A 15,172-nucleotide genomic window follows, 5' to 3' on the forward strand; every position below is an offset into this window, starting at 1 on the left:
CTATCGATTTTTCCCAGACACCTCGGTTCCCATCGCGGCAGCCTCGGTAGCAGTTAGCACTCGGTTATGGGTGAGCTTGTTCCTCAGTTCGATCTGAACACCTTCGCTGTCACCACCGCCCCTCTCGTTGCCCCAGGTGACCACCCGGCCGTCTTGGGTCAAAGCGGCAAAACACTGGCTGTTGGGGTAGATCGCCCGCACATCGACCAACTGATCGTCGACGAGTGATGTATCACCGCCGGTCATGGCGTTGCCCCAGGCTACTACCGTACCGTCTCTGCACAGGGCGGCGAAGGCATGCTGGTTACCTGTGACCTGCACGATATCGGTTCTTTGCATGGCTTCCTCCGATGCGGGAGGGTTGCCCCAGACGGCGACACGTCCGTCGCTCAAGCGTGCGCAGAAAGCAGCAGCACTTGACGTAACTTCGACCACGTTCGTCAGTCTGGCGATCTCATCCGGAAGATGTCCTCCAGATTCGTTGGCCGGCCAAGCCCGCACGCTGCCTGTGTCCAGCAGGATGCAGAATGAGGTGTTGTTGGCAACCAGTGTTCTGACGTTGGTGAGCTGGGCAATTTCTGCAGGCACGACCCCGCCGTAGCTGATATCGCCCCAGGCGATCACGCGTCGTGCATCGCCATTGTCACGCAGCGCGGCAAATGCGTAGGCCGAGGCGGCGAGGAAGCGGATGTCACTGAACTGATCCTGTCCGATTTGCAGCTCACCTCCTCTATCCGGATGCCCCCAGGCCACGACTTTCCCGTTCGCACGTCGTGCGGCGAAGGCATGGCCCGAGCCGCAGACGTCGACATAATCGCGATGCTGGCGGACGCTGTCCGGAACCGGGACCTCATTGCCACCCCCCCAAGCGAGAAGCTCGCCATTGGACTGGCGGCCACAGAATGAGCCGAATGTTCCTCGAACCTGAACGTAGTCCCCGACGATTATTGGCGGTTGGTCGCCTCCGTCATCCGTGCCCCACCAGGTCACGTTGCCGTTACGCAGGCGGGCGGCATAGCCGTAGTAGCTCGCCGAAACCTCCACCACGTTCTTGAGCCCTTTCAAGCCGCTACCCAGCTCCCCGCCATACCTGCTGTCGCCCCAGGCGATCATGTCGACCTGGGTATCGGAACCAATAACGACTTCATCGCGCATCGCGACAAAGGCCGACGCTCCAAGGATTCCACTGCTCGTACCGTTACCGACGATATTGGCCGGCCAGCACTTGCGGGTCTCGGTACTGCTACGGACATACAGGGCCAGCCAAGGCTTCTCATCGTTCCAGGTTGTTTCGGCCTGCCATTGCTCGCTGTCCTCGTACCGCCACTCGACGAGCATGGGGGCGAGGGTGTCGTCACGCAACGCCGTGAGCATGCGCGGTGCCCATGAGGCACGCCAGATATTGGCGGTGAAGCGTGCGCCCATCACTCGCACAGGCCCCGCATCAATTGCACTGAAGATCAGATAACTGACCGTCCCCGATTGCTCTACCGGCCCGCCCGCAGCCCGGTTGATCTCGTAGCGCAGGTCGACACGAGTGCCACGGCTGACGTCGATCACCCCGTAGGAAATGGTCAGCATCACCGCCTCTCCGGCGGCACCGGTCGGTACCACATGCTCGATATTGGTACTGCCGCCCGATACCGTGCTGATGACCCGGACGGTTATCTTGTCGCCGTCTTCGAATAAGGCCGCAGCATCCAGGCGCACTGTGGCGCCAAGCAATACGTCGTTGGGGTCGAGTCGATCGCCTTCGGCTTCGATGATCTCCGGCAGCGGCAGCGGGGCCTGGGCGGCCTCGAGGGTGAAGGCGGCGATCGCGGACACCCGGCTCGGCTCATCCGGGATTTCCACCCTATAGGACAACTTAATGGTCTCCCCGATATTGGCCTCCACCAATGCCCGATCCATGTAGAACACGATCTCGCGCCCTTCCATCGACTCGTTGATCGGTATGAAGTCGTCATACTGCGACCCGCTGCTGGCCCGCCAGAGCAGGTACAGGGTCTGGCCGTCGCTCATACCCGGCCAGGGCGGGACGACGATCTGCAACTGGTCCGGCAGTGCGCCAGGGTCCAGCACGCCATTTTCCGCCGGCGGCCGGGTGGTGGGCGCCGGCAGGTCGCCGCGGGCCTCGCCGACCTGCAGTGTTTCGCGTTCGGAATGCAGTTCCAGGCCGTTGGCCTTGACCACTCGGTAGTAGACGGCGAGGGAGCCGCCATCCAGTGGTGCTATCAATTGCCCACCGTCGATATTGAGGGTGATGGGTTTGCCGGCGCTGCCGCCGCTGATATCGCGCTTGAACTCCTCCACCAGCGGAGTGCCATTGGCGCGGGTGCCGAGCCAGGTCACATAGACGCTGTCGCCGGCTTCAAGAGCCTCGCCCTCGACGATCACCGTGGTACTGGCTAGCCCCGGATCGAGCTGGTCACCCTGGGCATCGGTGACGACGGGCTTAGGCAGGCGCTGCTCGTCACCGATGAAGGTCACGAAGCTGCGCCGGGAACCCCCGGCGACGCTGCCACCCCGGGTCACCGTGTAGGAGGCGAAGCCCCGGCCATGGGCCAGTTGCCGTAGGTCGGCGTTGGGGATGAGAAAGACCAGCACGGTCGGTACCCGGGGTATGGTCCTGGGCGGTGGCTCGACGACAATGATCTGGTCCTGGGCCGTGGTGCCGACCCATTTCAGGGAGATTTCGTCGCCGACCTGCAGGCCACCTTCCTCGGACACCAGAACACTGACCAGCAGGTCGTCCTCGCCCAGGTCTTCCAGGTCGATGACGTCGAACGGATTGGCGTTGGGATCGGGGTTCTCGATCATCGGTGCGCTGAACAGGCCGGCACCGACTTCCACCGTCACCAGGGTGCGTACCGACCAGTCGCTGGAGGGGTTGTGCACTTCGTCGCGGACCTTGTAGACCAGCACCAGTTGGTCGCTGTCGCCGGCTTCGAGGATGACGTCCTCGGTCACCAGAATTTCCACCGGGGCGCCATCCACTTCGGCCTGGGTCACCGTGTGTTCCAGCAAGTCGCCACCCCAACTGAAGGTGATCACATCGAACGCGCGCATGTTGGGGTAACCGGGAATCACCACCTTCACGCCATTCTTCGCGACGTTTTCGTCGATGATGCCGCTGGGTGGTAGTTCGGGCGCTGGCGGCAGCAGGTTCTGGTGGCCGGGGAGGTCGGGCTCGGGGTCGGTGTCGCCGGGGAACTCGGTGCGCACCAGTATCTCGAGTGGCACAGACTCGCCGCCATTGCCGCCGCCGGAGCGGGTGACGGTGCAGTACAGTGTGTGGATACCTTCCGGGATGCGGTTGCCGCGCACGAACAGGGCGAAGTCCTTGCCCACATGTTCGGCCAGCACCGAGTCGGCGGCGGCAGGGGAGTCGTCGTCGCCCCAGAATACCTCGATCCAGTCACCCTCCTGCATGTTCTGGTAGACCTGGACAATGATCAGCAGGCCAGCGTCGTTGGCGTGGATCATGTTGTAGTTGACCCCGCCCATGGCGCCTTCGGTGTATACCGGAGTGATCAAACCGGGGATGTAGAGGGGGTCAAGGTTGAGGAGGTCGGTGTCGGCAGCGCGGGGCATGGCGGTTCTCCAATCCTGTGGGGGCCGGTGGGGCTGAGAAGATTGAAGAGCCAATCGGGCAGGGGGCACAACTGGCAGAAATGCTAGGTGGGGGTGTATGTGCTCGCCTCATCGTGGTGGTCCGGCGTTCTGGTCAATCCGTTGCACACGATTGTGCCGTCCAGTTCAACGCTCCATAAAATGTTGCATATAAGCCGGAAGCTTCACCCTATTCCGGCTTTCTTGTAGGCAATTTCCCAAGCATACTCCCCAGCCCGCTTTTTGGTTGCGTGGCCTGGAAAGGGTGCCTAGTCTGCGTCGGTCGTTGCCAAATCAACGACCGGATTTAGCAGTCCGCAGTTTCAGGCCTCACCAGTCCCCTTCTATGGCGGCTGTACGCGTGGGCACCTTCGGGTGCGCCGGGTATTTGAGTCCTGAGCTCGGTCTGCTAACCCGCGTACAGTCGCCACCCTTCGTTTAGCAGCGAATTGTGGTTTTTCATCCTCATCAATCAGGACTCTAAAACCATGAAAAAGCTCGTCCCCGATCCACCCTATGCGCTTCATACCCTCCCAGGCCTTTCCCGCGAGGACGCCATGCGCCACGCACTGGAATACCTCGAAAAGGCCCTCGCCAACCTGGCCCGCCTACCCGACCCACCCACGGAACATGAGATGCAGATGCTCACCGACGCCTTGATCGACCTGAGGGTGAGCAAGGCGATGATGACGGTGGCGATTGCGGCTTCGACGCTCAGCGTTCCCATCTGAGCGATCCGGCACGAACCAGGTGGGAGCGGTTTGCTCCTGCCTGGCATCGCCGACAACGCCGGCTCCCACGGGATTCGTGTCACTCCCGAGCACAGGGGGAGCCAGCGATGTTCCTGAGTCAGTTACGATCAACCGCTTCGGCCTCGGCCGCAGTCAGCAGGCGACTGTGGGTGACCTTGCCGTGCAGTTCGGGCTGGACCTTATCGCTGTTACCGCCACCCTGAGCTATGCCCCAGGTCACGACCCGGCCATCGGCGGTGAGCGCGGTGAACGCTTGGGGATTGCCGTAGATCGCACGTACGTCGACCAGTTTCCCTGCAACCGGTCGAGTGTTTCCGCCTGCACCATTGTTTCCCCAGGCCAGCACCGTTCCGTCGCGGCGCAGCGCGGCGAAGGCCCAGAGATTGGTTGTTACCTGGACGATATCCGAGGCTTCGGCAGCCTCGGCCGACAACTTCCCTCCGGAGCCATGGTCGCCCCACGCAACGACATGTCCGGTGCTCAAGCGAGCACAGAATGCGTGGAGGGTGCCAGAGACCTCCACGACGTTGGTCAGCTGTTCGATAGCTTCGGGTATATTGCCGACAACGTTGTCAGGCCAGGCTCTCACCTCTCCGCTGTCCAGCAGGACGCAGAAGGCGCTGCCTGCGGCTACAAGACTTCTGACGTTGGTTAACACGGCAATGTTCTCGGGCACAACGCCACCGCCGTTGACCGAGCCCCAGGCGATTACGCTTCTCGAACCAGCGTGCTCGCGGATCGCCGCAAAGGCGTACTGATTTCCGACGACATGCACGATGTCGTTGAGCTGACCTTGTCCTGGATTCAGCGTCCCGCCATCGCTCTCATCACCCCATGCCACGACCTGGCCTGTGGCCCGCCGTGCTGCAAAGGCAAGGCTCGCGGCATAGACCTCGACGTAGTCCTTATGCTGCTGAATTGGTTTTGGGAGGTCAGCGTCGGTACCCCAACCCAGTAGTTCGCCGTTGCTCCTTCGTGCGACAAAGCCCAGGCGACTGCTCCTGACCTGGACGAAATCCCCGGTGATGAGGGATGGCTCGCCACCGAATTGCCGATGGCCCCAGCAGGCGATATTGCCATCGTTCAGACGTGCGGCGAAGGCATAGGCTGTCCCCGACACCTCCAGCACGCTGTCGGGGTCAAGCTGACCGGGCTCCAAGACTCCACCAAGTTCTTGATCGCCCCAGACCACGATATCGGTTCCAGAATCGCTCGCGTCCTGATCGTGCAGCGCGGCAAAGGCGGTATACCCCGCGCTCATGTGCGGAAAGCCATTCCCGACGACATTCGCCGCGCGACACTCCCAGGTCTGGCTGGCGCTGCGGGCATAGAGTTTCAGCCACGGCTTGTCGTCGTTCCAGGTGGTGCTGGCGCGCCATTGCTGGCTGTCCTCGTAGCGCCATTCGACCAGCATCGGGGCCAGGCTGTCTTCTGCCAGGGCGCTAAGCATCCGCGGTGTATAGCCTGCCCACCAGACGCTGGCACTGTAGCGTGCGCCCATGACCCGGAACGCTCCCGCATCGAGTTCGCTGTAGACCGAATATTCCACTGTCGCCGACGTCTCCACCACGCCACCAGCGGCCCGCGTGACCTCATAGTGCAGTTCGATCCGTGTCCCCACGCTGGCCGCGATCACCCCGTGCGGTACTGTCACCGTCACCGCCTGCCCGGCCTCGTCCGGCGCCACAGGATGGCTGATGCGCGTACTACCGTCTTCGGCGCTGCTGACGATGACCACGGTCACCAGGTCGCCTTGCGCGACGTCGATCTTGGCAGCGATCTGCACCGTAGCGCCCTGCAGCACATCGTTGGGATCGAGGTGGTCGTCGTCCGCTTCGAGGATCTGTGGCAGTGGCAGCGGTATCTGCCGGACGCCGACAGCGAAGGCATGGGTGTCGGAGACCTGGGTCGGCTCGTCGGGGCTTTCAACCCGATAGGAAATCTCCACCGTCGCCCCGCGGTTCTCTTCGAGCCGTGTCCGATCCAGGGTGAATACCACTTCCTGGCCTTCCAGGGGTTCGCTGATGCGCAGCGAGTCATTGAGGTTCGGCCCGCTGCTGGCCTGCCAGAGCAGGTGTACGGTCTGCCCGGCACGCATGTCGGGCCAGGGCGCAATGACGATTTCCAGATCGCCGGTCACGTCTTCGGGGTCGAGCAGACCGTTTTCTGCAGCAGGCCGGGTGCCAGGCGCCGGCAGGTCGGCGCGAGGTTCGCCGATGCTGAGTGGCTCGCGCTCGGATTCCAGTTCCACGCCGGACGCCTTGAACAACTGGTAGTAGACGCTGAGGGTGCCGCCGTCCAGAGGGGCGATGAACTCGTCTCCCGGGATGGTGAAGCTCATCGGCTTGCCGGCGTTGCCAGGAGTGACCCCGCGCACGACCTGGTGCAGCAGTGGCGTGCCATTGGCGCGGGTGCCAAGCCAGACCAGGGTGACGGTGTCGTTGGCCTCCAGCACCTCGCCGGGAACGATGGCGAGGGTCTGTTCGAGGCTCGGGTCGAGTATGCCGCCGATGGCGTCGGGCACCGTGGGTTTGGGCAGGCGCTGCTCCATGCCAAGGAAGCTGACGAAGCTGCGCTTGGAGGCACCGACGGGGCTGTCGTCGCGGGTCACCGTGTAGGCGGCGGCGCCACGCCCGCCCGCCAACTGACGGGCTGCGTCGTTGGCAATGGCGAAGTCGAGGCGCGACGGTATCCGCGTCACCGTCAGCGGTGGCGGCTCGACGACGACGGGCAGGCCTTGGGCCGTGGTGCCGATCCAGGTCAGCGCGACGACATCGCCGGCCCGCAACGGTCCGCTGGACTCGGCATACACCTCGATCAGCAGATCATCGTCGCCCAGCGCCTCGAGGTCGATCACGTCGAAGGGATCGGCGGCGGGATCAGGGTTGACGATGACCGGGGCAATGAACAGGTCCTTGCCGATCTCGACGATCACATAGGTGCGCATCGACCAGTCGCTGGACGGGTTGTGGACCTCGTCGATGACCCGGTACACCAGCACCAGCGCATCGCTGTCGCCGGCGGCGAGGATGGTCTCCTCACTGACCAGGATCTCCACCGATCCGGCATCGACTTCGGTCTGGGTGACCTCGTGCTGCAGCAGTTCACCGCCCCAGCTCAAGGTGATGGTGTCGAACACGCGCAGATTCGGGTAGCCGGGAATGGTCACCTTGACGCCGTTTTTCGCGGCGTCTTCGTCGATGAAGTCGATATCCGGTTCGGGCGGCAGCAGGTTCTGGTGGCCGGGGGCGTCGGGTTCGGGGTCGGTGTCGCCAGGCATTTCGGTGCGCACGAGGATGGCGATGGGAGGGGATTCGCCGCCGTTGCCGCCCCCGGAGCGGGTCACCGTGCACCACAGGTCATGCACGCCTTCGGGGATGCGGTTGGCCCTTACGAACAGGCCGAATGGCCGGCCGACATGCTCCTCCATGACCAGGTCGGAGGCGACCGGCGACGGGTCTGTACCCCAGAACACCTCGATCCAGTCACCTTCCTGCATGTTCAGGTAGGTCTGGACCTGAATCAGCAGGCCGGCGTCGTTGGCGTGGATCATGTGGTAGTTGACCCCGCCGACGACACCGTCGGTCTTCACGTCTTCGATCAGGCCGGGGATGTAGATGGGGTCGAGGTTCAGGGGGCTCTGGGCGGTGGTCATGAAGGATCTCCAATCCTGTCGAAGCCGTGAAGGGCTGAGCAGATTGAAGATCCAAGGGCACGGCGGGCACAACTGGCAGAAATATCAGGTCCGGATGGACGGTTGCCAGGTTCGTCCTCAGTGACTGGCCGCCAGCTTCGCGCCGGTCTGGCGACGACGGTAGGCACTGTCACGGGTTGCCAGCCACCAGTACAGCGGCGAGGTCACCAGCAACCCCACCAGCCACGACAGGTCGGCGCCATCGATATGCGCCGACACCGGTCCGACGTACAGCGGCGTGTTCATGAACGGAATCTGCACCAGGATGCCGATGGCATAGGCCAGCAGCGCCTGCGGGTTGTAGCGCCCGTAGATGCCGCCATCGACCTTGAAGATCGAGGCGATGTCGTAGTCGCCTTTGTGGATCGCGTAGAAGTCGATCAGGTTGATCGCCGTCCACGGCACCAGCACCACCAGCAACACCAGGACCATGTCGACGAAGTGGCCGATAAAGTCCGCCGAGGCGCCCACCGCCACCACGCAGCAGCCCAGCAGCACGACCAGCGACAGTACCGCACGGCTCTTCGCCGTGGGGATCCAGCGGTAGGCGAAGGTCTGCACCAGGGTGATCAGCGACAGCACCGCGCCATACAGGTTGAGGGCGTTGTGGCTGATCACGCTGAGCAGGAACAGCACCAGCATCAGCGGGCCGATGGCACCGGTGGCGAGCTTTACCGCGTCCATGCTGTCCATCCCCGCCGGCACGGCCAGCACCGCCACGGCACCGAAGGCGAAGGACAGGCTGGAGCCCAGCGCCGACCCCAGGTAGGTGGTCCAGAAGGTCGCCGCCACCGGTACGTTGGCCGGCAGGTAGCGCGAGTAGTCCGAGACATAGGGCGCAAAGGCGATCTGCCAGAGCGCGGCGAGGGATACCGTGGCCAGCCAGCCGGACAGGTTGAAGCTGCCGCGGGTGAGGAAGTCGTCGCTCTGCACATGGGTGAGGATGTAGCCGAAGCCGACCACGATGCCGATCCCCAGCACCCAGGTGCCGATGCGGTTGAGCACGTGGATGAAGCGGTAGCCGATGATGCCGATGATCCCCGAGCCGAGGGCGCCGACGACGATACCCACGGGCACCGGCACGCTGTCCGCCACGCCGTGCAGTGACTTGCCGGCCAGGACGATGTTGGAGGCGAAGAAGCCGATGTACATCAGCCCGGCGATCACCACCACCAGCAGCGCACCGAGAGAGCCGAACTGGGCACGGCTCTGGATCATCTGCGGGATGCCCATCTGCGGGCCCTGGGCCGAATGCAGGGCCATGAGCACGCCGCCCACCAGGTGGCCGACGAGGATGGCGACGATGCCCCAGACCAGGTTCAGGTGGAACAGCTGGACCCCGAGGGCCCCGGTGACGATGGGCAGCGGCGCGATGTTGCCGCCGAACCAGAGGGTGAACAGATCCCTGACCTTTCCGTGGCGATCTTCCGGTGGCACATAGCCGATCGTATGTTTTTCGATGAGCGGGGTGGGTGACGCTGCGTTGGTCATGACGGACTCCAAGGCAAGGATGAGTACGCTCGGCGTACTTCGGTTGGCGTCGGCAGGGCGACGCCTTTTCTTGTAGGGGGCCGATCTTGAGCGCAGCGGGGCGGGGGCGAAATTAGTAAATATGTGCTCCCAGACCTTAAAAAAGGTTCTTCACGGTATATCGGGAAACTTGGGGGTTGAATGTTCGGTGTCGGTGTCGGTGTCGCGAGCTTATCCATTGCGGGCGGTGACGCCACCGGCCCCTTCCGCCTTTACGGCGGGTCCATTTTGTTGCGGCAAAATGGACGAAAACCGCCCGCTCCCACAGCCGGCCCTGCGCTTCGCTCCGGGTCCCCTCCTTCCGGCGCCTCGCGTGGGCCCGCGGCCTACGACTTGCTTCGCAAGTCTTCACCTCGCGCTTCGGCTTCGCCGAAGGGTGCTGCGCACCTGCCCCCGCAAGACACCTCCACTCGGCCGGCCGAGGTCGCAATTTGCGGCGTCTGAACCTTCGCGCACCAAGAGCAAAAGCAAGAGCGCGGCGTCTTGTTATGTTGGGCTACCAATGCCGATCTTGTTTTCGAAGATGGGTCTTTCGTGTCGCCACCCGTAACTCGCGACGTCAGGAGGCCGGCAGGCGCCGGAGGGAGGGGACCCGGAGCGCAGCGCAGGGCCGGATGCAGGAGCAAGCGGTTTTCGTCTATTTTGCCAAGACAAAATGGACCTGCCGTAGAGGCGGAAGGGGCCGGTGGCTTCGCCGCCCGCAATGGATAAGCTCGCGATACCGCCACTAAACCCAAAGCTTCCCGGTATTCCGTGATGAACCTAAAAAAACTGGGGGGACGCACTGGCTCCTGTGGGCGGGTTCACCCGCGATTGCGCTAGTGAATTCACCGACACCATCGCGGGTGAACCCGCTCCCACAGGGTCCGCGTCGGGCGCTCGCCCTTGCCATTCTTTGGTTTACTCATGTTAAATGCGAGTCATTACCATTTATTTCAGCCGGTCCTCCATGTCCTCCGCCGACCTCTCCCAGCAAAAAGCCGTGCACGCCCTGTACGAGGACCACCATCCCTGGCTGTGCAACTGGCTGCGCAACCGCCTTGGCTGTGTGGAGCACGCGGCGGACCTGGCGCAGGACACCTTCATCCGCGTCATCACCCTGCGCAAGGCCGCCGACCTGCGTGAGCCGCGGGCCTACCTGAGCAGTGTGGCGCGCAGCCTGATGATCGATGCCTTCCGCCGTCGCGCCCTGGAGCAGGCGTATCTGGAAGCCTTGGCAGCGCGCCCGGAAGCGCTGGACATTTCGCCTGAAACCCGTTTGCAGATCCTCGAGACCCTGACCGAAATCGACCGCTTGCTCGACGGCCTCGGCGCCCGTACCCGCGAGATCTTCCTCATGGCCCAGCTCGACGGCCTGAGCTACGTGGAGATCGCCCGGCGCCTGGAGGTGTCGGTGACCACGGTGAAGAAGCACGCGGTACGCGCGCTGACCCACTGCCTGCTGCTGGTGGAGGACTGAGCCGTGAGCCTTGGTCGGGACATCCTCGAACGCGCCGCGCACTGGTACGTCGAACTGCGCTGCGAGCCAGACGCGGCGACCCGCGCGGCGCACCAGCACTGGCTGGACAGCGACCCGCGCCACCAGCAGGCCTGGGCGCGCCTTGACCGCCTGCAGGGTACCTTTGGCGGGGTTGCGCCACAGCTGACGCGCAGTACCTTGTCCGGGGCGCGGGCCAAGCGCCGCGAAGTGCTCAAAGTCCTCTCCCTGCTGCTGGCTGCCGGTGGCGCCGGTGGTCTGGCCTGGCGCAGCACGCCGGTGCAGGGCCTGTTCGCCGACCAGCGCACCGCCACCGGCGAACACCGCGCCCTGGCCCTGGACGATGGCACCCGCCTGCACCTCAACACCGCCAGCGCCGTGGATATCCGCTACAGCGCGCAACTGCGGCAGATCGACCTGCTGCAGGGCGAGATCCTCGTGGAAACCGCCCGTGATGCGTTGAGCCGGCCCTTCGTCGTGCACAGCGCCGAGGGCAGCATCCGCGCCCTCGGCACGCGCTTTCTGGTCCGGCGCGAGGGTGAGCTGACCCGGGTCTGCGTGCTGGAGCATGCGGTGGAAGTACGCTGCACGGCGTCGTTGGCGGCGCTGCGGGTCGAGGCCGGGCAGCAACTGGCGTTCAGCGCGGACCAACCCGGACCGTTGCGTCCCGCCGCGCCCCAGGCCGATGCCTGGATCCGCGACATGCTGGTGGTCAACGACTGGCCGCTGGGGCAGTTCATCGCCGAGCTGCAACGCTACCGCCGTGGTCATCTGGGCTGCGCCGACGGCATCGCCGGGCTGCGCCTCTCCGGGGCCTTCCGCCTCACCGACAGCGATGTCGTGCTGGACAACCTGACCACCACTTTGCCCGTGCGTATCCGCCGTTTCGGCGGGCTCTGGGCGCGGGTCGAGGCGGCCTGAAGAAATTTTCCGAAGAGGGGTTATCGATTGCGGAACTGCTTCGACTTGTAGGTAGAGGCGCCACAGAGACGCCGTTCATCACTGCCACAGGGCCAAAGGAAACCGCATGTCCCGTTCCATCGATCGCACCCCGCTGAAGACCCCAGCCTCGGCCCTGAGCCGGGCCATCCATGCCGCGCTGCTCGGTGCGGCCCTGGCGGTGCCGGCCAGCCTGCTGCCCGGTATCGCAGCGGTCCAGGCAGAAACCCGCGCCGAGACCGCCTTCGACATTCCCGCAGGTCCCCTGGACAGCGCCCTGACCGAGTTTGCCGCCAGTGCCGGGGTCACTGTGTCTTTTGACCCGGCTCATGCCCGCGGCCTGAAATCACCGGGGTTGCGCGGTCGCTACAGCGTCGACGCCGGCTTGCGCCAGTTGCTCGCCGGCAGTCGCCTGCAGGCGCTGCGCCAGGCCAATGGCAGCTACTCGCTGCTGCCGCAGGTGGAAGAGGGCGCCTTGCAGCTGGACAGCACCACCATCAACAGCAGTGCCGGTGAGTCGGCCTGGGGCCCGGTGGACGGCTATGTCGCCACGCGCAGCGGCACCGCGACCAAGACCGACACCCCGATCCTGGAAATCCCCCAGAGCATCAACGTGATCACCGCCGAGCAGGTTCAGGTCCAGGGTGCGCGCAACCTGACCCAGGCCCTGCGCTACACCCCGGGGCTCAATGTCGGCGGCTTCACCGACCGCAACGCCATCGCCGACGAGATCACCAGCCGTGGCTTCGCCCCGACCCCGTTGTACCTGGACGGTGCCTACGTACCCTATGCCGGCAGCCTGGGCGGCGCACCGCAGATCGATCCCTACACCCTGGAGCGCATCGAAGTGCTCAAGGGCCCGTCCTCGGTACTGTTCGGCCAGAACCAGCCAGGTGGCCTGATCAACATGGTATCCAAGCGCCCGACTGCCGAAGCACGCAACCAGGTGAAGCTGGGTGCCGGCAGCTACAACCGGGTCAATGGCGCCGTCGACAGCAGCGGACCTCTGGATGAGCAAGGGGAATTCGCCTATCGCCTGATCGGCGTGGCCAACAAGGGCAACGATCAGGTCGAGCACACCCACGCCGAGCGCGTGCTGCTGGCGCCGAGCCTGAGCTGGACGCCGAACGATGCCACTTCCCTCACCCTGCTGGCCCAAGTGCAGCGCGACGATGGCGCTGCCGACTACCAGTCGCTGCCGCGCATCGGTTCGCTGGATCGCGGACCGAATGGCCAGCGTATCGACCGGGACTTCTTCTCCGGCGATTCGCGCTACAACGACTACAAGCGTGACCAGCTGATCTTCGGCTACGACCTCAGCCATGCCGTCAACGATGACCTGACCCTGCGCTCCACCGCACGCTACATCGACATTCGCGACCGCTATCGCGGGTTCTACCTGCGCAGTTTCGTCAACGACGGTGGGGTCACCGACTACACCCGGGCCACGCGCACCAAGGTCGACTGGCGCCAGCACAACATCGCCTGGACCCTGGACAACAACCTGCAGTACACCTTCGCCACCGGTGCCCTGCAGCACACCGCCCTGGCCGGGATCGACTACCGACATTTCAGCCGTCGCTACGACGGCTTGAACGCCTACGACGCAACGCCGGTGAACCTCTACGGCAAGAACAACGGCGATACCTCCGCGACCGTCCCGGTGCTGGGCACCCAGTGGGACAACACCGTGCGTCAGGTCGGCGCTTACTTCCAGGACCAGATCCGCTTCGATCAGTGGATCCTCACCGTCGGCGGGCGCCAGGACTGGGCAGAAATCGACAACAAGGACCTGCTCGCCCATTCCATCGTGTCCCAGCGCGACAACCAGTTCACCGGGCGCGTGGGCCTGACCTACGTCACCGCGTTCGGCCTGGCGCCTTACATCAGCTACTCGCAGTCGTTCCTGCCCACCGTGGGCGCCGGGGCGCCGGAGCGCGGCGGCAAGGCTTTCGAACCGACCGAAGGCGAGCAGTACGAGGTGGGGGTGAAGTACCAGCCGCTGGAGAAAACCCTGATCACCGCGTCGGTGTATCAGGTCAAGCAGAAGAACGTGCTCACCGGTGACACCCTCTACCCCGAATACCAGATCCAGAGCGGCGAAGTGCGTTCGCGCGGTGTCGAACTGGAACTGAAGACCAGCCTCGACAAGCTCGATGTGTTGGCGGCGGCGGGTTACATCGACTCGTTCTATACCAAGAGCACCTATGGCGACGAAGGCAATCGCAACGAAGCCCAAGCCCCGGTTTCCGCCAGCCTGTGGCTGGACTACCACCTGGTGGATGGCCTGACGGTCGGTGGCGGTGCACGCTACACCGGGCGCAAGCCGGGGGATTCGTCGAGTTCGTTCCAGGTGCCGTCGTACACCGTCTACGATGCCACCCTGCGCTATGACCTGGGCCGCTTCGACCCGAGCCTGCGCGGGCTGCAGGCGAGCCTGAACGTGCAGAACCTGTTCGACCGGGAGTATGTGTCTGACTGCAACTACGCGTTCGGTTGCTACTACGGGCAGGAGCGGGTGGCCTCGGTGCAGATGACCTACGACTGGTGAGCCTGGTTTGCCAGCCGCTTGTCTTGAGCGGCTGGCGACGGGGCAGGTATGATTCGTGCCCAGTGGCATATCGCCACTAATCTGTGTCTTACTGCAGGAGCATTCGATCCATGGATGGCAGCAGCACCCCGCTTTCTCCCGAAGCACCGCAAAACCTGGCAAGCCTGTGGCAGAGGCTGGCGGCGCGGCTGATCGACACCTTCATCCTGCTGCTGATCCTTGTTCTGTCGAGTTACTTCAGCAGCCTGCTGTTTTACTACAGGATCTTCGGTGTCTCGTGGATCTTCGATTTTCTCGCTCTGGCGTACTTCCTTGGCGCCGACGCCTTCAAGGGCCAGAGCCTGGGCAAGCGGGCGATGAAGATTGTCGTCGTCGATGCGCAGACCTACGTCGAATGTGGTTTTCTCCAGTCGGTGGTGCGCAATGTTTCGCTATCGATGCTCTCGCTGCTGGACGCGGTGTTCATCTTCTTCGGCTGGCGCCGGAGACTGGGTGACATGCTTGCCAGTACGCTGGTGCTGCGCAGCTGAAACCTTCAGTGCATCGGCGGCCCTCATCGCGGGCAACGCCCGCTCCCACAAGGACCGCGTACACCGCGAACCCTGTGGGAGCGGGCG

General features: G+C 64.1%; 8 protein-coding genes. 5 read left to right on the forward strand and 3 right to left on the reverse strand.

Going from position 1 to position 15,172, the window contains the following annotated elements; all coding sequences use genetic code 11:
- Complete coding sequence (locus AC5QPF_RS13435) at positions 1-3,594, reverse strand: RCC1 domain-containing protein (RefSeq protein WP_494963682.1); 3,594 nt, start codon at positions 3,592-3,594, stop codon at positions 1-3.
- Positions 3,595-4,100: 506 nt separating this feature from the next.
- Here AC5QPF_RS13435 and AC5QPF_RS13440 point away from each other — a divergent pair.
- Positions 4,101-4,343 carry a hypothetical protein gene (locus tag AC5QPF_RS13440; protein WP_494963683.1) on the forward strand — a complete coding sequence of 81 codons (243 nt, stop codon included), beginning with the start codon at positions 4,101-4,103 and terminating at the stop codon, positions 4,341-4,343.
- Between the two features lie 118 nt (positions 4,344-4,461).
- Here the strand turns inward: AC5QPF_RS13440 and AC5QPF_RS13445 are convergent, their stop codons facing one another.
- On the reverse strand, positions 4,462-8,019 hold the full coding sequence (locus tag AC5QPF_RS13445; RefSeq protein ID WP_494963684.1) for a hypothetical protein: 3,558 nt from the start codon (positions 8,017-8,019) through the stop codon (positions 4,462-4,464).
- 117 nt (positions 8,020-8,136) lie between these two features.
- Positions 8,137-9,549: a cytosine permease gene (locus tag AC5QPF_RS13450; protein WP_494963685.1), complete on the reverse strand. Its 1,413-nt coding sequence runs from the start codon at positions 9,547-9,549 to the stop codon at positions 8,137-8,139.
- Between the two features lie 988 nt (positions 9,550-10,537).
- On the opposite strand from AC5QPF_RS13450, the gene AC5QPF_RS13455 reads away from it, so the two are divergent.
- The 4 genes from AC5QPF_RS13455 (at position 10,538) to AC5QPF_RS13470 (ending at position 15,085) form a co-directional block, all read left to right on the forward strand.
- Complete coding sequence (locus tag AC5QPF_RS13455; RefSeq protein WP_494963686.1) at positions 10,538-11,047, forward strand: sigma-70 family RNA polymerase sigma factor; 510 nt, start codon at positions 10,538-10,540, stop codon at positions 11,045-11,047.
- Between the two features lie 3 nt (positions 11,048-11,050).
- Complete coding sequence (locus AC5QPF_RS13460; protein WP_494963687.1) at positions 11,051-11,986, forward strand: FecR domain-containing protein; 936 nt, start codon at positions 11,051-11,053, stop codon at positions 11,984-11,986.
- Positions 11,987-12,092: 106 nt separating this feature from the next.
- A complete protein-coding gene (locus AC5QPF_RS13465) occupies positions 12,093-14,555 on the forward strand; it encodes a TonB-dependent siderophore receptor (protein WP_494963688.1) in 2,463 nt (820 codons plus the stop codon).
- A 110-nt stretch (positions 14,556-14,665) separates the two neighbouring features.
- Positions 14,666-15,085: an RDD family protein gene (locus AC5QPF_RS13470; RefSeq protein ID WP_494963689.1), complete on the forward strand. Its 420-nt coding sequence runs from the start codon at positions 14,666-14,668 to the stop codon at positions 15,083-15,085.
- Positions 15,086-15,172 lie beyond the last annotated feature (87 nt).

The sequence above is a fragment of the Pseudomonas sp. Con_6 genome (genome assembly GCF_059379395.1).

Bases quoted from the DNA above. Each gene is read 5' to 3' on its own strand.
- AC5QPF_RS13435 (WP_494963682.1), bottom strand. From the start codon at position 3,594: ATGCCCCGCGCTGCCGACACCGACCTCCTCAACCTTGACCCCCTCTAC.
- AC5QPF_RS13440 (WP_494963683.1), top strand. From the start codon at position 4,101: ATGAAAAAGCTCGTCCCCGATCCACCCTATGCGCTTCATACCCTCCCA.
- AC5QPF_RS13445 (WP_494963684.1), bottom strand. From the start codon at position 8,019: ATGACCACCGCCCAGAGCCCCCTGAACCTCGACCCCATCTACATCCCC.
- AC5QPF_RS13450 (WP_494963685.1), bottom strand. From the start codon at position 9,549: ATGACCAACGCAGCGTCACCCACCCCGCTCATCGAAAAACATACGATC.
- AC5QPF_RS13455 (WP_494963686.1), top strand. From the start codon at position 10,538: ATGTCCTCCGCCGACCTCTCCCAGCAAAAAGCCGTGCACGCCCTGTAC.
- AC5QPF_RS13465 (WP_494963688.1), top strand. From the start codon at position 12,093: ATGTCCCGTTCCATCGATCGCACCCCGCTGAAGACCCCAGCCTCGGCC.
- AC5QPF_RS13470 (WP_494963689.1), top strand. From the start codon at position 14,666: ATGGATGGCAGCAGCACCCCGCTTTCTCCCGAAGCACCGCAAAACCTG.